This is a genomic window from uncultured Fibrella sp., from assembly GCF_964250085.1.
In the GTDB taxonomy this organism is placed as follows: domain Bacteria; phylum Bacteroidota; class Bacteroidia; order Cytophagales; family Spirosomataceae; genus Fibrella.
This window is the reverse complement of sequence record NZ_CAXUEC010000008.1, coordinates 133434-155233: the sequence shown is the minus strand read 5'-3', so window position 1 is coordinate 155233 and position 21800 is coordinate 133434. Positions and strand designations below refer to the sequence as shown.

Sequence of the window (21800 nt, the reverse complement as noted above, 5' to 3'; positions counted from 1 at the left end):
ATGACAACAAATGACAGCGTAGTGGAATGACCACTTAATGACCATTAGTGACCAGTTAAAAGCCGATCGAGTTACCGCCGTCTATGGGTAACGAAACGCCGGTAACGTACCTGGCGGCTTCAGAAGCGAGGAAAACGGCCGCCCAGCCAATGTCCTGAGGCCTGCCGAATTTCTGCATAGGTGTGCGGCTGATCACGCGCGCAAACCGGCTGGGGTCACCGCCCATCGCCGTTTGCGTCATGGGGGTTTCGATGAAGCCCGGCGCGATGGCGTTAACCCGAACGCCTTTTCCCGAAAACTCCGAAGCCAGCACTTTCACCATCCCTTCAACCGCCGCTTTCGACGCTGCGTACGCGACCACCCGGTCGAGTCCATAATAGGCGGCCATCGATGAGATCATAATGATTGACCCGCGCTCCCGTTCCAGCATCCGGCTGGCACAAATCCGGGTCAGCGAAAAAACGGAATTCAGATTGGTATGCACAATGCGGTCAAAATCTTCATCAGTGACCTCCACAGCGGGCTTTTTCATATTTATACCCGCATTATTGACCAGAATATCGATGGGGCCGTGGGTTGCCTCGATGGAGGAAACCAGGTCGTTCAGCGAGGCCCGGTCGGTGACGTCATTCACCATGTAATGGCCTTTGTCGCCAAGCCCCGCAACGGCATCGCGCAGGGGCTGCTCACGCCGACCCGTAATCACCACCCGCGCACCCGCCGACACCATAGAGTGGGCAATAGCGAAGCCAAGCCCCGTGCCGCCGCCCGTGATGAGTGCGAGTTTACCTTCGAGCGAGAAGACGGTGGATGCTTCCCGAGCGGTATCTGGAAGGCTGACAATTTGAACTGTTTCGGCAGGAGTCATTATCGTAACAAATAGAGGTTTACTGATTGTTTTACATCGTCCAGCGTGCGTTCGGGCTGTTTGAACGGCGCAGGAACGGGCTGCTTTGCGAACGATTGAAGGTACAACACCCAGGCGTCGCGCCACCAGATGGCTTCGCGTTGCTGCGTGGCCAGCCGGGCCGCCACGTCGGCGTAAAGTTCGGGATCAACGGCGGACTTCACCTGCGCCCACTCCTGCTGCATCCAGCGAACCGAATCGGCACCGGTGTAGAAGCGGGTGCAGAGTTCATTCCAGAGCGTACGGCCCGAGGTCAGCTTCTTGTTCCAGCCCACATGGTGAAACCAGAGCAGGTACGGAATTGGACAGGTTTCGGGGTTTTCCCACTGCGCCCGAACCTCCGGGCGGTATTGCGACAAGGCGTTGCTACCTTTCGCCGTGCGATCGAAACCGAGGCCCAGCGAATCGGCTTTGTGGTAATAAACGGCCGTCCAGTCGGGGCGCGGGCTACGATTTTGCCAGGGTTCGGGCGCAAAGTGAACGCCGGTCCAGGGGCGCGACAGGCCGATGGGCGTATTGTAGTCGACGTAGATATCGCGGGATTTCAGCATCAGGTTCGTAATGCGTTTCACCGCCTGCGGCTCCGGCGTCAGGGTCATGGTTGCCCACTCATTGGCGATGGCCTCCGAACTCAGCGTATGGTCCCAGGCCAGCCGACCGAACGCATACCAGTTGGCCTGCGCCATCGGGTTTCCCGTCCAGTTGCGCGCCGAACCCACATTAGACACACCCGCCATTAACGTTCGTTTGTAGCCATGTACGCTTCCGTCGATGACTTTCGCCACGGTTGAGCCTCTGCCATTGGCGTAGGTGTCGGCGTCCAGGCATTCTTTGAACAGCGGTGCTTCGTAGACCAGGTGCGTGGCAAAGCCAAGGTATTCCTGCGTAATCTGAAACTCCATACCCAGCGGTGTTTTGGGCATACTGCCAAAGAGCGGCGAGAACGGCTCACGAGGCTGAAAGTCGATCGGGCCGTTTTTTACCTGTACGATCACGTTCGGCGCAAAAGTGCCGTCGAGGGGTGTAAACTCCTCGTGGGCAGCTTTGAAACGGTCACCGTTGGGATCGGCTTTATAGACGAATGCCCGCCAGATGATCACACCATCGTATGGTTTCATGGCTTCGGCCAGCATGTTGGCACCGTCGGCGTGGGTACGTCCGTAATCCTGCGGACCGGGCTCCCCTTCTGAGTTGGCTTTCACCAGTAACCCGCCGAAATCGGGAATCGCCTGGTACAACTCTTTCACCTTCGCAACCCACCAGGTACGTACCTGTGGGTCGAGCGGGTCGGCGGTTTTCAGGCCGCCGAGCGTTTTAGGAGCCGCCCAGTAGACCGACACATAAACACGAATGCCGTAGGGCCGAAACACCGAAGCGAGTGCCGCTACTTTCTGAATGTAGTCGGCCGACATAAACCGGGCACTGGCATTGACGTTGTTGACGGTCATACCATTAATCCCGATCGACGCATTGGCGCGGGCATAATCGCGGTAGCGCGGGTCGATGCGTTCGGGCAGCTCATACCATTTCCAGAGCGACTGACCAGCGTAACCGCGTTCAACGGTCCCGTCCACATTATCCCAGTGATTCAGCATCCGGTACTGCACTTTCGGGTTGCTCGTCAGCGCAATTCGCTCGATTGGCTGACCGGTTTGTAGCTGCCGAAGCAAGGCAAACGCCCCGTAGAGCACACCCACGTCTGACCTGCCCGCAATCGTGATGTTGCCACCCGAAGCCGCAATCTGGTAGCCTTCTTTGTTTAACGCCTGTGCACCCGGTGTCACCGACAGCACAATACCGCCTTTCCGGCCAGTAGCATTAGCGAGCACCGGCACTGATTTCCCCAAAAGGCCCGTCAATCCCATCTGCAACTCATCGACCGCCGATTTCAGGATGGGCGAGTTTCCCGTCATGCTAATAAACTGCGCCGACTGTGCGTATGCCTGCCGCCTGGGTACGTTGGTGATCAGGTCATATTTTAGCCAAAGCCGATAGCCATCATCGCCGGTGGGCGGTGTTTGTGCGTAACCGAACGTAGTAGCTAGTAGAAGCGCAAAAAGCCAGTGGTATTTTCTCATTCGAATGGGTACTTGAATTTATTCAAAATTGGTTGTGATGCTTCGCGCTGCAGGTTGCTTTGGCGTGTCCCTTCGACAAGCTCAGGGTGACAACTCACTCAAGCAGATGCACGACGACCCTGGGTAGGAGTGGTCCGCCACCCCGGTGTCACCCTGAGCCGGGGGCGCCGAGCCTGTCGAAGGGACACGCCAAAGCAAACGAACATCATCTACTCTTTACTTCGCTTTCATATACCGGTCGGCGTACTGCAAAAAAGCGGGCCAGTTCGGGCCGGTGGTGTGTCCGCCACTATGTTGCCGGTACGCAATTTCGCCACTGTCTACGGCCACTTCCTGAGCAGGGTATTCTGATGTACCAAGGCCTTTTTTGCCTAGCAGTTCATAGACCGGGCCAGCGTATACGCCGCCCAAAAACATTCCCTTTGCATCGAGCCAGCGGCCTTCTACGTCGGGCGAGCCCGAGCTGATGAATACCGGGCGGGGTGCGCAGAGGGCAACCAGTTCATGCGAATCAACGGGCAGGTCATTCGGCGTGAGCGGTCCGGCATATTTGATGAAGTTACCGGCCATCCAGTGATATTCTGCTGAACTGGCTATGTTCTCGACCTGCTCACCGTAGAGTCGACGGTGCAGTTTCACGCCTCCTTCGCCCGACGAGCCAATGAATCCGATGGCGAAGCGGGGTTCGTAGGCCATCGCCACTACCGCCGCCTTACCATACCGCGACAGGCCTTCAATACCGACCTGTTTCGCGTCTACGGCTTTATCGGTCTCGAAATAATCGAGGGCACGGCTGGCTCCCCAGGCCCAGGCCCGCAGGGTTCCCCAATCGTCGGGTTTTCTACGCCCGCCTTTATTCACCAGGCCAATAATACCTTCGGTGAGTCCAGCGCCATTATCAGCCTGAAAACTGGTGGGCACCAATACGGCATAACCCCAGCCTTTTTTCAGCAGTTGCTGCTCCCAGTTGGGTGGCGGCGGGGGCGTACCGGCGGGTGGTTGCGGCATTCGGAAGCCAGCCGGAAACTGGAAGCCAAACTCCATCATGACCGGCACCGGCCCGGTTGCCGTGGCAGGCGTGGCCAGCGTGAGGGCGATAGCTACCTTAATGGCCGGGTACATCGAATTATCGACATGCCCAACCAGTTTTTTCAGCTTGATCGGGTAGCCACCATTGACGGTGTCTTTGGTGCTAACCACCTCCCAGCGCACGCCAGGTACGTTGGCAGGCACGCGGCCATAGATTTCCCGGTCAAAATCCTCTACGATCTCCGGGCGGCGTTTTGCCCACCATTCCTTCGCCGATTTCACCTTTTTGCCGTTTTTCAGCACCAGCGGATCAGGCAACGACGTGTAGGGGCTCGCCTTGCTTTCGTCGGCGTTGGCGGCGTTTGGTGCTTTCGGATTACCCGACGGACCGGGCCGCAATTCCTTGATGTTAAGCTGCGCCAGCATGGCTTGGTGGTCGGCCTGCGTTTTGCGTTGCATCCGCGCCATGAGACTATCCTGTTCGGGCGTTCGTGGCCCAAATTGAGCGAGCAGGCTGAGGGGCAGCGTCAACAGCAGGCTACTGGCAAGTAATCGCTTCATCGTTCGTTTTCGGGGAAATGGGGTGATTTCATGTAGTTTTTAGGGGGTTGAGGACCTCATCGTCCAGTCGATTCTCTGGCCTGATCACCAGACCCGATTGGTCGAAAAACGCTTTCGGGGGGGCCGAGATAACTGGGCTTGAGTGCTCCCCGGCTGATGACCAGTTTCTGCACCACCACCGCCGGATCGACCATCCAGACTTTCAGAACGTGTGGACCAGGCTTCGCCAGTTTATGCTGCGAGGGCACAATGCGGATGTTATTGGCCACTGATTGTTCCCAACTACGGTTGGTTTCTTTCGCGTGCATGTTGATCACCTGCGGTGTTTCGTCGTCGAACGAGATGGCGAAGCGGAGGCCTTTATTATCGTTGAAATTGAGCGACGGCGACAGGTACGTTTGCACCTGTACGGTGCCGCTATCGGCGAGATACACCACGTAGTCCAGATGTGGCGACGTACCTGAAACAGTCTCGACGCTCGGGGCCGTAACTGGCGAACTAGTCATACCGGAAGCGGTGCGGCCAATGTCGGGAATCAGTTGCCATTTCACCGAGGCTGTTTCCACTTTCCGGCTGGCGTGTTCGGCTTCAATGGATACGTACCCGTTACTTTCCACAAAACCCGCTGCGGCATCTGGTTTCGGCGAGGCGGGATTATACAACACAGCCTGCACCACAACGCGTTTTCCATCCGGCCCACTGATTGTCACTGGTACCCGCTGCGTTCCGGTAGGTACGTTCTTCCAGTCGACGCTGACGAACAGGCGGGTTTCTTTGGCAATGATGCCAGTTGGTGCACTAATGCTGAGCCAGAGCGCACCCGATTCGGCTTTATACGCAAACGGAGCCTGACCCCGGTTGAAAACATCGATATAATACGTCTGCTGCTTATACGGATCGAACGTCGGCAATACGGCTTCGCCCGACTCGTTCGGCCACCACGCGGCTGACCCTTCAATGGCTACGCCCATGTCGGCACTGGCCGGTACGTCGATCGTTTTTACGTCGGGCATTTTGTTTTTGTCGGGTTGTTGCCAGTATGTGTAGCCGATGTGGGTCTGGTCCATCATGTGGCTCCATTTGCCACCGGCCAGCGTATCGTTGTAAAAACGACTGATCTGCGCATCCTTTTCGAAGAGTTGTTTCGCTCGTTCGGCAAGGTCGTTGGTGGCGGCGCGACCCTGTTTGGCGTACCACTGGTTGCGGCCCGCCGTTACGTACAGGTCGTTTACCGTGGCGCAGGCTTTTATGGGGTGCAGCACCAACTGAAAATAGGCATCCTGGTAGGCAGCAGGCAGTTGTTTGCCAAGTTGTTCGGCCTGGGCCAGTAGCTTATTATACTCGCCCACCACGGTTTCGGCTTCGCGGTAGTTGGTCAGGCTGTAGGTATCGGGTGACAGTAGTTCGGGTTTGCGGCGGGCGTTGTATTTGGTATACTTCGCCAGCATATCGGCAATGGCGGGAGCATGTTTTCCGCCAAATTGTTTCTCAGCCCATAGCCGGGAGTAGTCGTCAAGCTTCTCGGCAGGCCATTTGTTGGGGTTCCAGGCGTAGTCGAGGAAAAATTCGATGGGAAATTCCATCGGCTTGATATCACCCACATTCACAATCCAGATACGGTCGACGCCATGTTCGTAGGCGAGGTGCATCTGCTCCCAAGTGTGGGCAATCGGATTGGTATTCAGCCATTTGTAATTGCGCGGCCCACCCACATAGTCGTAATGGTAGTAGATGCCGTAACCACCAGCGCGTTTGGGCGTACCTATGGCAGGCAGTTTACGAATGTTGCCCCAGTTATCGTCGCAAAGCAACAGCGTCACATCGTCGGGCACGCGCATGCCTTTGTCGTAATAGTCCTGCACTTCTTTGTAGAGCGCCCACGACTGCGGCGTTTTGGCCGCGTCTTTACCCGTCACATCCTGAATAATTTTGCGCTGATCGGCCACAATGGTTTCGAGTAATGTAGTGGCCGTTTCGCGGCTCATGGGTTCGTCGCCATCGCCCCGCATCCCTACACTGACGATGCTTTCGTTCGACCCCATCCGCTGAATACCCGTCCGCCAGAAGTCGCGAAGAGCCGCGTCGTTTTTCTGGTAATTCCAGGCAGTTCCTTTACCATACCGACGCCATTCGTCATGTGCCCGCATCAGGGGCTCGTGGTGCGAAGTACCAATGACTACGCCGTATTCGTCGGCCAGTTTTGGGTTCATGGCGTCATCGTCGTAGAAGGCACTGCCCCACATAGCGGGCCAGAGGTAATTGCCCTTCATGCGAAGGATCAGTTCGAACACATGCTCGTAGAAGTTGTGGTTAAACCCACCGAATTTATCCTTTGTCCAGCCCGACAGCGCGGGGGCTTCGTCGTTGATGAAAATGCCCCGGTACTTCACGGCCGGTGTTCCCTGCGTATGCCGGCCCGGCAGCACGTACAGCGCCGATTGGGCTTGCGCAGGTACGTCGGCCCACCAGTTCCAGGGCGACACGCCGATCTGCGCCGACAGGTCATAAACCCCGTAGATGGTGCCGCGCTTGTCGCTGCCCACAATCACGAGCGCCCGATCAACGCCTGACATTGGTTTCTCAACGACCTGCGTCACAAAGGTTTCCCACTTGCCGGAAAGATCGGCTACGTTAAGTTTTTTTGCCTTTACCAGTTGGTCGATCAGCGGGCTTTTTCCCAACGTACCGACCAGTATAATTTCTTTACCAGCCTGCGCCGCCTCCGACAGTAAAGCAGGTTCAACACTGGTTACTTTTTTGATATCAGCCTGAAGGTTTTTTACGGCCCGCGTTACACCCGCGAAATCGGCGCTACTGGCCAATAGTGGCGTCGCTTTCCCGCTGGCAACGAGCGCGAAATGACCTTTCCCTTTCTGGATGGATACGTAGGTATCAGGGTCGATGGCGACCGCTGGCGTAAGGACGGCCAGCCCTGCTACGAGCAGCAAAAGACGAGTGAACAGTAGCATAGTTGAGTGGCTATTATTTATATCGATATAATGTCAATTTCTGAATACCATACTCCTCCACTGGAATACGGAGGTGTCTTCCCTGATGATCCTGATCACCATTCAGGCGACGGCCGGCAACCCATTGGCCATTAACGTACCTACCTTCATCGATCCGGGCAATACCCGCAATGGGAGCCGATGGATCATCCGATAAAAATGTGATCACTACGCCCATTCCGGCTACGGTAAACTGGTCAGGAGCCGTCTGGATGATGAGCGCGCCGGTCATTGGCCACTCCTCGTCCTTCGCTTTCGGCGACCAGCCCAGCGTATAATCGTGCTTACAGATGAAGGTGTAGCTGCCCAGCCGGATGGTATCAATCGCCGTTTTTTTGTCGAATAGCATACCGTTCATCTGTTTGCTATCCTGCTGCGCCAGCACAAGCGGACTCAGTTGTGTCAACAGCTCGTAGCTGCGGGCGATAGGCTGCTCGGCGGGCTTATCGGTCGACTCGATGGAGAACGGCGAGAAACCCATTGCGCCGTAATGCCCAATGGCGTAAAACGCTTTGGCTGCCACGGTGGCATCGAACTTGATTTCTGGAATGAACAGCGGATTGTCGGCGCGGGTATACTGGTCGTTCCAAAGTTTAAAATCCGGGTTGTAGAAATCGGGCGAAAGGAAATCGATGGCGGGCGCACCGGCTTTCCAGACGTCGATAACGTGGGGAAGCGGGCCACCGCTGGGGTAGTCGCCGGGTTTTACGCCGGGGCGGTTCAGCGCCGCGTTGATAAACATCGGCAGCGGGTACTGGGCCTTACCTGCCTCGGTGATGCGGTTGGTATACTGGGCAAAATACCAGGCAATGAACAGCTCGTCGGTGGCCAGGCTCTTGCCGAAAACGGTTTCCCAATTGCCCGTCGTTTTAAAGCCGGTTGCCTGCCACAACGCCAGCAAGGCAGGTGCCAGCGTGGCCCGGTGGGCTTGCAGGTACGTCATCAGCGGCTTGGGCACGGCCTGTTGGAAGGCCATGTTCGCGGCGGGCGAATGGTCACGGGCGTCGGGCAGCATACCGATCTCGTTTTCCACCTGAATCATAATCACCGTCTGCTCCCGCTCATCGAGTTGCCTGATATGGCGCATCAGAGCCACGAACGCTTTTCGGTCGGCCTCCAGATTTTCCAGGGCAAACGGCGACAGAATTTCCTGACCCCGACCGGCTTTGTTCTGCACGCGGGGGAATCGTTTCGTGTCGGTTTTTACCCACTCAGGTACGTAGCACGACATGCTGTTTTTCCAGGCCCCAAACCAGAGCAGCACCAGCTTCATGTTATGCTGCCGGGCATCGGCAATCAGCGAGTCGATCAGGGCGAATGAAAATTGACCTTCCTGCGGCTCCAGCAACTCCCAGTAAATTGGGGTCAGCACGGTGTTGACGTGCATTTGCGCGAGCTTCGGCCAGATCGGTTTCATATAGGCCATATCCGACGCGCTCGAATTGCCCAGCTCCCCGCCCATCATCAGAAACGGTTTGTTCTGAACGATGAGCCGGGTGAACGTACTCCGCTTTTGCAGATGTGGCAGTGCCGTTGTATCGGTCAACGCCGGTTTAGGCTCAACAGCGAGGGTTGGCAAGGCCAACAGGCAAGCCAGCAAACCAAAAAATAGCCTAACTCTGAGCATAGGTAATTATTAAACGCATGATAATCAGTTGCTTTCGTACTGTAAGCTTCGTTGTCGCTTGCAGCGCGAAAACAACATTCACCAAGCCGCCCTTTACACAAAAAACGGCACGTCTTTCGGGGCATATTTCCGCATGCCTTCTTCATTGATCTCCACGCCAATACCCGGTTTATTCGACAAGGGGATGAACCCGTTTGCTACCATCGGCCCATCGAACGTGACGATCTCCTTAAACATGGGCTCCTCGTGGAAATAGATTTGCCACTCCAGAATCAGGAAGTTGGGCACCGACGCGCACACGTGGCTCGAGGCCATTGCGCCCAGGTACGACGCCACCATGTGCGGGGCAAACGGCACGTAATACAGGTTGGCGAGGTTGGCAATGCGCTGCCCTTCGCCCAGGCCGCCCGCCTTTTGCAGATCGGGCATGATGATGTCGACGGCCCCGATTTCGAGCAGTTTTCGGAAACCGTGGGCCAGGTAATGGTTCTCACCCGCGCAAATCGGCGTGTTCGATGCCTCACGGATTTGTTTGTAGGCTTCGGCGTTTTCGGCGGGAATCGGCTCTTCCAGAAACAGCAGGTTCAGGGGTTCCATCATCTTCGCCACACGCCGCCCGGTGGTCATGTCGTAGCGACCGTGCATGTCAACGCAGATGTCGACTTTCGGGCCAACAGCTTTGCGAACACCGGCAATCTGGTTGTACATCCGCTCTAGTTCGCCCTGGCTGGCAGTCCAGTTATAGGCGTCGTATTTATTGGGGTCGTTCCGTTCGTCGATGTCATATTTCACGGCATTAAAGCCCATATCGACCGCTTTCCTGGCGCTTTTCCCGAACGCATCCGGGCTGGTATCGGTCTCGCGGTAAGCGCCCGTGTCGCAGTAAACCCGAATCTTGTCGCGGTATTTGCCACCCAAAAGCTGGTACACCGGCAAACCCAGCGCTTTACCGGTCAAATCCCACAAGGCAGTTTCAATGGCCGACAACACCGAGATATAAATTCCGGCTTGAGCACCCTCGAAAAAGCCCGATTTGCGAACGTCTTCAAACAGGCGATTCACGTTCAGGGGGCTTTTGCCTTTGATGCGTTCGCCCATCAGTTTCACGAGGTGATACGTACCTACCGACGCATCGACGGCCTCACCGCAGCCCCAGATGCCCTGATTGGTATGAATTTTCACAAACAGGCTATGCCCTCCGCGGGTATAACCACATTTGATATCGGTGATTTTCAGGTCAGACGGGGCCGACGAAAGGGGCGCGCGCTGCACGGCTGTTTCCAGCCCTTCGCCAAATGTAGAAATAGAGGTGGCGGCCAATGCACTGGCAATGGCACCTTTGGTTAGAAAAGAACGACGAGATGTAGTCATGAGGGTAGGAGGAGTTTAGAGTATTTTGGATTTGGGATGTCGGATTGAGGATTTATTGCTGACGCGTGAGTTTGCTCTGGCGTCAGCAACAAATCCTCAATCCGACATCCCAAATCCAAAATTCCATTACCAGGTACGTGTTTTCAGATAATCCTGAATCTGTTCTTTTGGTACGGGCAGCTCGCTGACGTGGTCATTGAGCCACTTTGAAAAATCCTTCTCTATCTCATCCGACCAGCGGGTATCGATTTGCCCCGGCGTATATTTCTGCTCACGCAGGCGCAGGTGACCGAACATATCGCGCAGGCGGACAATCTCCGACGTCTTCACGACCTTTTCGGCCAGATGAGGCGGAATAAATGACACGGCCCCGTCGCGACCCAGCACAATATCACCGGGCATAACCAGTACTTTACCAATGCGGGTTGGCTTATTTATCCCGATCAGCACCGTGTTCAGATCACCCGGCGGGTTGTGGTGCGAGGGGTGATAGCTGCGGAAGTACGACGTAAACCCGCCAATCTCTTTCAGCCCGGCCACATCGCGAACGGCTCCTTCGTAGATGATTCCGTTTCCGGTTTTAGCGTAGATCGAGTTGCCCAGATTATCGCCAATCGTGGGTCCATCTTCGTGCATGTTGTACTGATCGACCACGTACACGTCGCCTTTCACCAGCAGGTCAATTGGCCAGGAATTCTGCCCTTTTACGCGCCCATCTTTGTCGTGACCCTTCTGGTCGATTGCCTTATGTATGTCGGGGCGACCGGGCATGAAACAGGCCGTAACGGCCCGACCAACCAGTACACTATCGGGGTTGATTGTTTGCCAGCCTTCGGCGTACTGGTACTTATAATTCTCCCCTTTCATCACCGCCCACGCCTCCTCGTGGGTGACAAGTTTCATGCGTTTCAGCAACGCATCGGACACTTTCGGTCGGCCATCGGCGAATCGTTCGCCTTTCCATTCCGGAGTTAGAAAGAGCATTTCTTCGCGAGAAATCTGCTGCGCCAGCGACACTGTTGCCTGCCCAAACAGGCAGAGCAAAAAGGCAGAGAGAATAATTCGTTTCATAAAAGGTAGAGGGGAACATAAGGATTAGTACTATCAGACGAAAAAATAGAACTACTATATATCTACCCCCCTAAACCGCTTGATTGTCAATACACCACACTTTTGTGCTAATCCAGTCTACATCCGCTGTCAGTACCCTTCTTACTTGAAGCGCTTCCAACTCCTCTACCTCAGAAGAATCTATTTGTCTGTTCGGAACGGCGACGCCGGCAGGCCTTCTTTGTTATACAGATTGGGGTTAACGGGATTGTCGGCCCAGGCGTAGCGCACGTACTGAGGTGCGGGCACGTCGTCATTCCACACCACCACTTTTCCGCCTTCTATTTTGGCGTTGGCCCATACGAATTTTTTGTCGTTGCCTGCAATGGCAAACTCGCCCAGCGGTTCGCCGTCGTTGCTGATCAACCCGCCTCCTTCGTTCGTAAAGCTGACTACGATCTTGTTTCCGTCAACAGCCGCCGATTGGTACAGCGGACCAGAAGACACTATGTTTTCATGGTACGCCGTTTTGAGCGCCGCCAGGGCAAGCCGCTCGCCGACTGCCTTCTTATTGTCGGGGTGAATGTCGTTCCACTCACCGAGGTCAATCGCTACAGCCATAGCGGTATTGGGTACTGATAAAGCATTAAGTTGCGCCTCCCGCAATACGGCCCAGCCGCTTTCTGAAGGCAGGTAGTTGTATTCCATAAAACCGGGCAACTGCACGTACAGAAATGGCAGGTTGCTCTGCTTCCATCTGGCCCGCCAGTCGTTGATGAGCGCGGGCATTAGCGCGGCATATTCCTGTGGCCGACCGGCGTTGCTTTCGCCCTGATACCAGCAAAAACCTTTGAGGGCGTATCCAACTTCGGGGGCTATCATGGCGTTGTACAACGCCGCGGGCTGGTTTTGTGCCGAAATTCCGCCGCCGCCAAAACCGCCGCCGAAGGGCTTATATACCGTGCCTACCTTATACTGCCAGGTTCCTTTCAGATCGACTGTATCGGCTCCGGCGAATACATAGTAGGGCTTGTCAGGCACGAACCCCCCTTTTCCAGCGGTATTCGTAACGCGCACGACAAACACATTTTTGCCTGGCTTCAGCATGTCGGCAGGTACGTTGTAGCGGCGTTGCGGGTACATATACGTGTATCTGCCGATCTGTTTGCCGTTGATGTATAGTTCGTCGGCATCAACGATCCGGCCCAGAAAAGCACGTGCGGGCTTACCGGCCATCGACGTCGGGATGTTAACTTCTTTGCGGTACCAGACCACGCCGTTCAACTCTTTAATACCCTGATCTTCCCAGTAGCCAGGTACGTTGATTGGCCGCCAGCCTTTGGGCGTGTACGCTATATCGTACCATTTGGTGTTGCCCGATGTACCCAGATCAACAGGGGGTTGCGGGCGGTTGGTGCTGGGTGGTCTGCGCGAGAGGCTATTGATGTACGTCGTGTCTTTGTTCTTCGCTATGGTTGCTTTCAACGCCGAAAAGTCAGCCAGCCCTTCTTCGCTCGTCCAGGCTTCGATGGGCGTACCGCCGACGCTGGCGTTGATGATGCCAACAGGTACGTTGTATTTCGAGTGAATTTGTTTGGCAAAGAAGTACGCCACCGCCGAAAACGGTCTCACCGCTTCGCCTACTGCGGCTTTCCATTGCCCGGCTGGCAGGTCTTGCTGCGGCCCCTGCAAGCTCGTGAGCGTAGGCACCCAGAACTGCCGAATCTGCGGATAATTGGCGGTACGAATCTCATCGGCATACGTGACGTCGTGAATATCCAGTTGATGCACCATGTTGCTCTGCCCACTGCAAAACCAAACATCACCTACCAAAATATCCTTGATTGTAATGCCAGAGCTACCGGTAACGTCCATAACAAAAGGCCCTCCTGCCGCTGTAGGCGGTAATTTGGTTTGCCACTTCCCGTCTTTATCAGTTGTTGCCTTGTAGTTTTTGCCGTTGAAACGAACGGTGATCTTCTCGGCCGGCTTGTCCCACCCCCATACGGTCAGTGCAGCATCACGCTGCAAGACCATGCCATCGCTGATTAGTTTGGGTAAGCGTAGCTGGGCTTGCGTAGTCGTTGTAGCCCAACATAGCAGAGCAAGGAAAACAATTTGTTTCATAATGCGTGTGATATCCATCTACGTAAAACCGGTAGGCTCGGCAGCTTACTGATGCGAGCCCATAAATGCTGACAGCTAACTACATTAAGCGGCCAAACAAACGACGCCTCTTACCGAGGCGTCGTTTGTTTAGTACACATCAACTTAATTAATAGCCGGGATTCTGCGGAAACTTAGGCCCTTCGACTACCCGATCGATTTGCGTTTGCGGAATTGGTCTCAGCATATTGAAATCCTGCACGTAGGGAGCCGCTTCCTGATTCCAGGCTTTCACGCGCCGAACCAGCGAGCGGGTACGTACCAGATCAAGCCACCGCTGCCACTCGCCAAAGAACTCGCGGCTACGTTCGTCCAGAATAAAGTCTACGGTTACGTCGGCTGGTGTGATCGTCATGGCCGCTATGGCTGCTGCATTCTGAGCCGCCGTGTTGGTTTTGCGGAACGCTGCCCGCTGACGAACCACGTTGATCATGGCCGCCGCTTTGGTTGGGTCGCCTGCTTTCAGGTATGCCTCAGCCCCCGTCAGGTACACGTCCGAGAAGCGATACAGCACCACCGGACGGGTCGACGGATCGTTGAAGTTAGCGCCCCTGCTGGGGTCCATGAATTTTTTCAGGGCGGGAAAAATCGCGTTGTTCCACAGGCTGGGCGGCACCACGATTCCCTTGAAAGGCCGTGTACCCACAAACTGGGGAGCCCCCGCCACCTCGAAATCGGGGAGCCAAACGGCCGTATCCTGACCAGCTACGGTTGTATAACCAATACCCCGGGTGTTGTTGGCGGCCGTCGGTGTGTTGGTAGCCGATATATTGGCGATATAGGTAGTGAAGAACGAATTGGCATACCGAGAGTCGACATCGCGTTTCACGAAAGCCTGATCCAGGAAGTAGTTCTTACCGACATTCTCGCCCGTTTTCACCTTGTCGCTGTTCGGGCGCATCCTGATGAACGGCCGTCCATAGAACGAATCCCTGGTCATGCTGGATGGACCGGCAAACGACAGCGTTCCGGCGGCCGTTTTAAAGGCGTTGATCGTGCTGTTCGTTGGGTAGTTCCATTGCGTGAACCAGGGCGTCAGGTTTTGGGCTGCCCCACCTGCAGCTGCTCCACCCACGGTATAATAACCGTATTTGGGGTCGGCCACGTGATCACTGATGAACATCGATTCTTTACCGTAATCGTTGGCTGGCACAAAGGCATCGCCGAAATCCTGCCACAGATCAAGGCCGTATGCTCCTTTGTTCGCCACGATATCAGCACAAATGGCGGCAGTCTGCGTAAAATCAGACGCCGTATTATTCAGCCAGCCACGGGTCAGGTACGCCTTAGCCAGCAGCAGTTGCGCCACGGGCTTGGTGGCTGCTTTACCCGTAAACGGGGCGGTAGGCTGGTTAGGCAAGTCGGCAGCGGCTTCGGTCAAATCCTTGATAATTTGCTCATACACCTGAGCCACCGGCTGGCGCGAGTCGGCCTGAGACGGCACCGTGATAAACTGTGTATGCAGCGGTACATCGCCAAACGTCTGCACCAGATAGAAGTACCAGAAGCCGCGCAAGAACTTGGCCTGCGCCAGATACTGTTTCCGGGTAGCTTCCGGCAAATCAACCGTTTGGCCATATTGCAGTACGCCATTCAGGGTGTTGATGTCCTGAAACGCTACGTTCCAGGCAGCACCGAAGTTACTGCCATTCAGACCGTTATACGTATAAGCCACACCGCCGCCTGAACTGGCTCCCTGAATAAACTCATCGGTACCCGCCTGCATTTCTACGGTGAACCCTTCGGTACCCCAGTCTGAGCGGATGTCGTTATACACACCGGCAATTCCGCCCAATACACCCGCTGGGCTATTGAAATAAGTAGGAACAACCTGCGACTGTGGATTCTCTGTCAGTATGTCTTTACAGCCTGTGCCCGACAAGGCTACCAGACCAAGTATTAACCCAACTTTTATTGTTCTCATGAGCGTGTTGACGATTAAAATTTAAGATTCACGCCAAACGTGAATTGCCGTACGGGCGGGTTGTTCATGTTGACGACAATCTGACGGGCAGACGCGCCTGAGTCGCTTGCTCCCTGTGCCGTTACTGTACCGCCAACAGATCCTGGCGCACCAGCGTACCCATTACCTTCCGGGTCGATGGCCAGGTGAGCGCTAACCAATGGCGAATACAGGATCAGCGGATTGGTTGCGTTGATGTAAACCCGGGCCGAGTTCATCCCAATTTTACGGGCCAACTGGCTGGGTACGTTGTAGCCAAAGTTGATGCTCCTGACCTTGATGAACGAGCCATCGTAGTAGCCCAGCGTTGACGCATAGTTGGCCACCGAGTTGTTGGCATCGGGTGCAGGAAAGGCATTGGTCGGGTTCGCTTCTGTCCAGTAATCCACTTTCACCTGGTTTACACGACCCTGATTGAAGAAGGGGAAGCCACCCGCGCCACCCGCGTTGCCGGTGAGGTAAGGCACGACCACCTGCATGCCCATACGGGCAAACGTAACGATCGACAGGTCGAACCCTTTATAATTGAATCGGTTGGTTATACCGCCCTCCCACTTAGGCTGGAAATTGCCCAGGATCTGCCGGTCGCTCGGATCAATTTTTCCATCGTTATTGAGGTCCTCAACCCGGATTTGGCCAGGATATTGAACCGGCGACGTTTGCTTGGCCAGCGTACCATTTTCTTTATCGGCGGTCTGCCAGATACCAATTTTCCGGTAGTCGTAGATAACGCTCAGCGGCTGCCCCACGAACCAGCCCGCGCCAATGTTCGATTGCTCGGTGGGCGTTGTAAGCTGCGTGATCTTCTCCCGGTTAAAGAAGAACACTGCGTCTATGCTCCAGTTGAAGCCTTTCTGTTTCCGAATTGCATCAAACGTCATCGACACCTCCATACCTTTCCCTTCCGTTCTTCCCAGGTTTTTCAGGGTGGAACCGGCTCCGTTACTGGCAGGCAGCGGTACAGACAGCAGAATGTCTTTCGTCTGTTGATTGTAGTAATCGACGCTACCCGTAATGCGGTTGTTCAGGAAGCCAAAATCAAGGCCAATATCCACCTGTGCGGTTGACTGCCAACCCAGGTTCGTAGCGGGCAAACTGGTGACCGTATATGCCAGTTGCTGACCGGCTGTGCCCAGACCAAAGTTGTAATAACCCGCCGACAACGCACCCAGGGTAGCGTATGGACTCACATTCCGGTTACCAGAAATACCAAACCCACCTCTCAGTTTCAAGGTGTTGATGGCCGCGATATTCTTCACGAAGTTTTCTTCGGCCAGGTTCCAGCCCAGACCCACCGCCGGATAGTTGAAATACTGGTTTCCCGGCGACAGCGTAGACGAGCCATCGCGACGTATCGTAAGCGTAAGCAGGTACTTGTCTGCATAGCTATAGTTTACCCGGCCCATAAACGAAACCAGTCCCTGCTCTGAGAAGAATTGCTGACTTGGGTCAGCCACTGGCGTACCGCTGGCCAGGCCGAAGTTAGAATTTTTGATGTAATCGGCAGGCACGCCGGTTACCGTAAAATTGCTGCCTACCGAGTGGTCTTTAACAACTTCAAACAAGCCCGTGAAGCCAATTTTATGCTTCTGGGCAATTGTTTTATCATAGTACAACAAGTGCTGTAAATCGTAATTCCAGGTCTCCGTGTTACTAACATTGGCATTGGATGACGACTGTACTGTAGCCGTATTCACATACGTCAACGGGCCGGCGTAGCCGTTTCCTGCACCCTGACTGTAGTTCAACCCGGCATTGAACCGATACCGTAGCCCATCAATGATGTTCACCTCGGCATACAGGCTGTTGAACGTTCGAAGGTTTCGCGATTGGGCCAGAATAGCATTGCTTTTCGTAATGAGTGTCAACGGAGTAATGGTAGCCGCATCGATAGAACCAGCAGCCGGTGTCAGGTTCAGCGTTCCGTCTGCATTATACGGTGAGGCCAACGGGGTCAGCCGTACCAGACCCGATGGAACGCCGCCACCACCGGGCGTATTCGTGTAGGTCAACGTATTCAGGGTGTTCAGACCCACTTTTACCCGGCTCCCGATCCGCTGATCGATGGTGGCCCGGATGTTGTACCGGCTGAAGTCCTGGCCGGGAATAACACCCTGCTCCCGGAAATAGCCAGCATTCATACCGTACTGTGTTGTTTCGGTTCCGCCCTGCAACCCTAACTGATGGTTGGTGGTGAAGCCTTTCCGATAGATCAAATCCTGCCAATCGGTGGAAACGCCAGCGGCCAGCGCGTCTTTTTCCGGTTGCGTCAATGGGTACGACGTAGTGCCAGCCGAAGACCGGTTGTACGTGGCAGCATCTGCCTTGAACTGAGCGTATTCGGTCCCGTTGAACACCGGGTATTTGCCCATGATGGACGTAACACTCTGATAACCATCGTAGCTGATGACGGGCTTACCAGTTTTACCGCGCTTTGTGGTCACCAGCAGCACACCACCCGCACCCCGCGAACCATAAATGGCTGTAGCTGAAGCATCTTTCAGAATTTCGATGTTAGCGATATCATCGGGGTTGAGGTCATTAAGCCCGCTGTAGGGAATGCCATCTACCACTACCAGTGGGCCATCGAGCGCATCGGCACCACTTTGGCTGGTCGTCAGCGTACGGTTACCCCTGATTCGGATTTGACCCTGCGAGCCTGGCGTAGAGCCGTTACTAACAATGGTAAGTCCGGCAGCCCGGCCTTTCAACTGATTCACCAGGTTGGGCGCAGGCACCTCTTTCAGCGTGGCTTCCGTAACGGAAGCCACGGCCCCGGTGATATCGCTTTTACGTTGAGACCCATACCCTACCACTACTACTTCATTCAGCGATTTAACATCGGTGGCCAATGTTACATCTACCGTTGTGCGGCCATTGGTAGGCACTTCCTGCGACGTGTAGCCGATGAATGAAAAGACCAGTGTTCCTCCACTGGCAGGTACGTTGATTGTGTAACGGCCATTGGGGTCTGTAGAGTTACCAACTTGCGTTCCTTTCAGAACCACCGAAACACCGGGTAATTCGCTTCCATTTTCGTCGATTACCCGACCTCGCACAGGCGTTGTTGACTGAGCCTGGCTCATCAGGAAGCCACCAAACACGAGTAGCCCTGTAATGAACAAGTACCTGACCCACAGCAGCGATTGCGTGGTCATCCACTGAGTAAGCCTGTTCTGGCATAAAGATATTCCCATCATTTGTGACATGATAAAGTGTATACAATCGAAGTATCCAGGATAGACGCACGTCTGGCCCGCTTTAGATCAAGTGCAAAGTTTTTACCTAAAAAGTAAATTAGCAACCGATTGCATAAATTTTAATGCATTTTATTTCACTCTGCCAATGATTGGTCTATTTTCCTGTTATTTATTGAAGTGGTTTCTACCATGAAATCATTATTATTTCTAAAAAAGCATATATTATCTATATTTGTCCATATAATTGGGCGATGCAGACAAAATAAGCTCAAAAATCAGCCATTGCCTTTATGCAAGCGATTCCATAATTTGAGCATATAAGTTGCATTAACTAAAAGCTTTTGTAATTTGTCGGTAGCAGGGTAGTGCAACGAGTAGATAATGGAGAAAGAAGTTACGATTTACGACATCGCAAAACGGCTGAATTGTTCGCCGGCCACCGTTAGCCGGGCGCTCAACGACCACCCCGCGATCAAGCTGAATACCAAAGACATTATTACATCGACGGCACGGGAAATGGGCTATCGGTCCAATACGTTTGCCAGTAATCTGCGGCGGCAGCGCACCAATACTATCGGCGTTATTGTACCGCGCCTGAACAGCAACTTTGTATCATGCGTATTGGCGGGCATGGAGAAAGTTGCCAACGAAGCCGGGTACAACCTGATTATCAGTCAGTCACTCGAATCGGTGACGAAGGAAAAAGCGAATGCCCTAACCATGTTCAACAGTCGCGTTGATGGGCTGCTGGTATCAGTAGCGTATGACACCGAGAGTATGGAGCATTTCAACGCCTTCATCAACAAAGGCATTCCTCTCCTTTTTTTCGATCGGGTTATTGCCAATGACCAGTCCACCAGCATAGTTATCGACAATGCCAAAGCGGGTTACGAAGCAACAGCTCATTTACTGAAACTGGGTCGTAAACGCATCATGCACGTGACGGGCAACTTAAAGCGGAATGTATATGCAGACCGCTTGCGAGGCTACAAACAGGCATTGGCTGAATACAACATCCCGTTTGACGAACGCCTGGTTTCCGTAACCGATTTGAGTCAGGAAGTGGGTGTGGAAGTGGCCAGACGGATTACAAGCATGCAGGAAAGACCCGACGGGCTGTTCGTTACCAATGATTTGTGCGCCGTTAGTTGCATGACAACGCTTAAACAGGCCGGTTTGCAAATTCCTGATGACATAGCTGTTGTGGGCTTCAACAATGACCCGGTATCTCAGGTCATCGAGCCCGCTTTAACCACTATTCACTACCCTGGCCGCGAAATGGGCGAAATTGCAGCCAAAAGCCTGATCAATCACTTGAACGGGCTAATGGATATTCAGACAACCAACACGATCGTTCTCCGCTCTGAACTGCTCATTCGAGGTTCGTCCCAGCAGCACACCCATTAACCACGGCCAATTAGTTAACGAGTAATTTATACTAGTATTTATCGGCACCAATCCATGAAACCGATTGCAATCATCTATTTTCCAATTAACTACTTACTCTGTAATCCAGTATTGAATCGCTCAAAATCGATATGCAGGACGAATCGATTCTAAGCGATTCTACACCTGGGAAGCGCACCATGCCTTCACATCTTACACCTTTTTTAACCATTTATTGACTTTATACCCAACATCATAGGTAAGATTTCTTTGTCAACCCTTATGAAAGCACTTTTCAGCCCTGTAGGCGCTTGAACAGGGCTATAAACTATATAGGGTAAACCCTAATTTTTGAAAAAGTTGGGTTTTCACTATTCTGTAATGCTCTTGTTAAGTCCTAATTTTGCTAAACAAAGTTCTATTTATAAGGTTACCGTGGCCATACGTACTCAAACGGCGGTCTAGTGCGGGTGGTAGACAGACATTGATCGTTGATGGCAGGTTAAAGCTAGTTTACTTGTTACTATAGAGATCACCCAGTTGCCTCTCTCTTTTTTACGAAACATTCATCATACATGATACGGGTATTAATTGCGGATGACCACAACGTCTTTGTGGAAGGTATTGAATCTCTCATCTCCGGTTCGTCTGAGATTGAGGTGACTCAACGCTGCTACCATGTGGCCTCCGTGTTGGAATCACTAAAGCAAACACCGATCGACGTGGTGTTGCTCGACATCTCCTTCCCCCTGATCGACGATGGGCTAAGCCTTTGTGAGCAAATCACGAAGACGTACCCACAGACTAAAGTGATTGCGTTGACCATGCACGATGACGCTAGTTTGATTAAGCGGATGGTGAAAAAGGGGGCCAAAGGGTACCTGCTGAAGAACACGACCAAGAGTGAACTGCTTCAGGCGATCAGAATGGTACACAGTGAAAAGCAATATTTCAATGAGTCGATCATGCACATTCTGCTGAACGATGAGCCCCGCGTTCGGAAATCGATGGCGGGCGTAGGGTTGAAACCCAACCTGACGCCTCGCGAATCGGAAGTGTTAACGCTGATTTCTCACGGATTGACAACGCAGCAGATGGCTAATCAACTTTTTGTGAGTGCCAAAGCTGTCGAGTTTCATCGGAGTAGCCTGCTCATGAAATTCGGCGTACCAAACACCGCTCTGCTGATCAAAACGGCCATGGAAATGCAGTGTATCGATTAAAAAAAGGCATTCTGCTACGTAGTCATTAGTGGTCATTTGTAGCTTTTCAATTTAATGTCCACCAATGACAGCCAGCAGAATGACAACAAAATGACATTTCGACATAAATGAAATTTTTCGCGCTCTTACTTCTATTTCTTGGATGTAGCGGTTTGTTCCAACAAGCCAGCGCGAAAGCGGACAGTCTAACTATTGACCGCCTGAGGAAAGAAATAAAGCAGTTTCAACTTG

The 21800-nt window shown here is 53.7% G+C and carries 12 protein-coding genes; 2 read left to right on the top strand and 10 right to left on the bottom strand.

What is annotated here, in order from left to right:
• Nucleotides 1-55: 55 nt before the first annotated feature.
• The 10 genes from ACFE8Q_RS22155 to ACFE8Q_RS22110 form a co-directional block, all read right to left on the bottom strand.
• Nucleotides 56-868, bottom strand: coding sequence for an SDR family NAD(P)-dependent oxidoreductase (locus ACFE8Q_RS22155; protein ID WP_375447634.1), 813 nt, complete (start codon nt 866-868; stop codon nt 56-58).
• Nucleotides 868-2985, bottom strand: a complete 2118-nt coding sequence (locus tag ACFE8Q_RS22150) for an alpha-glucuronidase family glycosyl hydrolase (RefSeq protein ID WP_375447633.1) — start codon at nt 2983-2985, stop codon at nt 868-870. Before ACFE8Q_RS22150 ends, ACFE8Q_RS22155 begins: the two co-directional genes overlap by 1 nt.
• 216 nt (nt 2986-3201) lie before the next feature.
• Nucleotides 3202-4575 (bottom strand): acetylxylan esterase, encoded by a 1374-nt coding sequence (locus ACFE8Q_RS22145; protein ID WP_375447632.1) that lies wholly within the window; start codon nt 4573-4575, stop codon nt 3202-3204.
• Nucleotides 4576-4631: 56 nt separating this feature from the next.
• Nucleotides 4632-7544, bottom strand: coding sequence for a glycosyl hydrolase 115 family protein (locus ACFE8Q_RS22140; protein WP_375447631.1), 2913 nt, complete (start codon nt 7542-7544; stop codon nt 4632-4634).
• A 13-nt stretch (nt 7545-7557) separates the two neighbouring features.
• On the bottom strand, nt 7558-9210 hold the full coding sequence (locus ACFE8Q_RS22135; RefSeq protein ID WP_375447630.1) for a DUF5597 domain-containing protein: 1653 nt from the start codon (nt 9208-9210) through the stop codon (nt 7558-7560).
• Between the two features lie 93 nt (nt 9211-9303).
• Nucleotides 9304-10581, bottom strand: a complete 1278-nt coding sequence (locus ACFE8Q_RS22130) for a mandelate racemase/muconate lactonizing enzyme family protein (RefSeq protein ID WP_375447629.1) — start codon at nt 10579-10581, stop codon at nt 9304-9306.
• A gap of 126 nt (nt 10582-10707) precedes the next feature.
• A complete protein-coding gene (locus ACFE8Q_RS22125; RefSeq protein ID WP_375447628.1) occupies nt 10708-11652 on the bottom strand; it encodes an RraA family protein in 945 nt (314 codons plus the stop codon).
• Nucleotides 11653-11832: 180 nt separating this feature from the next.
• Entirely contained in the window at nt 11833-13758 is a 1926-nt protein-coding gene (locus ACFE8Q_RS22120) for a sialate O-acetylesterase (RefSeq protein WP_375447627.1), read from the bottom strand.
• A 148-nt stretch (nt 13759-13906) separates the two neighbouring features.
• The gene (locus ACFE8Q_RS22115) at nt 13907-15721 is read right to left on the bottom strand and encodes a RagB/SusD family nutrient uptake outer membrane protein (protein ID WP_375447626.1); all 1815 of its coding nucleotides are present in this window, start codon (nt 15719-15721) and stop codon (nt 13907-13909) included.
• 14 nt (nt 15722-15735) lie between these two features.
• Nucleotides 15736-18918: a SusC/RagA family TonB-linked outer membrane protein gene (locus tag ACFE8Q_RS22110; protein WP_375447625.1), complete on the bottom strand. Its 3183-nt coding sequence runs from the start codon at nt 18916-18918 to the stop codon at nt 15736-15738.
• Nucleotides 18919-19341: 423 nt separating this feature from the next.
• On the opposite strand from ACFE8Q_RS22110, the gene ACFE8Q_RS22105 reads away from it, so the two are divergent.
• Nucleotides 19342-20367 carry a LacI family DNA-binding transcriptional regulator gene (locus ACFE8Q_RS22105; RefSeq protein WP_375447624.1) on the top strand — a complete coding sequence of 342 codons (1026 nt, stop codon included), beginning with the start codon at nt 19342-19344 and terminating at the stop codon, nt 20365-20367.
• Between the two features lie 554 nt (nt 20368-20921).
• On the top strand, nt 20922-21569 hold the full coding sequence (locus tag ACFE8Q_RS22100) for a response regulator (protein ID WP_375447623.1): 648 nt from the start codon (nt 20922-20924) through the stop codon (nt 21567-21569).
• The last annotated feature ends 231 nt before the right edge of the window (nt 21570-21800 follow it).

Coding starts and splice junctions, on each gene's coding strand:
- ACFE8Q_RS22155 (WP_375447634.1), bottom strand. CDS start 868: ATGACTCCTGCCGAAACAGTTCAAATTGTCAGCCTTCCAGATACCGCT.
- ACFE8Q_RS22150 (WP_375447633.1), bottom strand. CDS start 2,985: ATGAGAAAATACCACTGGCTTTTTGCGCTTCTACTAGCTACTACGTTC.
- ACFE8Q_RS22145 (WP_375447632.1), bottom strand. CDS start 4,575: ATGAAGCGATTACTTGCCAGTAGCCTGCTGTTGACGCTGCCCCTCAGC.
- ACFE8Q_RS22140 (WP_375447631.1), bottom strand. CDS start 7,544: ATGCTACTGTTCACTCGTCTTTTGCTGCTCGTAGCAGGGCTGGCCGTC.
- ACFE8Q_RS22135 (WP_375447630.1), bottom strand. CDS start 9,210: ATGCTCAGAGTTAGGCTATTTTTTGGTTTGCTGGCTTGCCTGTTGGCC.
- ACFE8Q_RS22130 (WP_375447629.1), bottom strand. CDS start 10,581: ATGACTACATCTCGTCGTTCTTTTCTAACCAAAGGTGCCATTGCCAGT.
- ACFE8Q_RS22125 (WP_375447628.1), bottom strand. CDS start 11,652: ATGAAACGAATTATTCTCTCTGCCTTTTTGCTCTGCCTGTTTGGGCAG.
- ACFE8Q_RS22120 (WP_375447627.1), bottom strand. CDS start 13,758: ATGAAACAAATTGTTTTCCTTGCTCTGCTATGTTGGGCTACAACGACT.
- ACFE8Q_RS22115 (WP_375447626.1), bottom strand. CDS start 15,721: ATGAGAACAATAAAAGTTGGGTTAATACTTGGTCTGGTAGCCTTGTCG.
- ACFE8Q_RS22110 (WP_375447625.1), bottom strand. CDS start 18,918: ATGACCACGCAATCGCTGCTGTGGGTCAGGTACTTGTTCATTACAGGG.
- ACFE8Q_RS22105 (WP_375447624.1), top strand. CDS start 19,342: ATGGAGAAAGAAGTTACGATTTACGACATCGCAAAACGGCTGAATTGT.
- ACFE8Q_RS22100 (WP_375447623.1), top strand. CDS start 20,922: ATGATACGGGTATTAATTGCGGATGACCACAACGTCTTTGTGGAAGGT.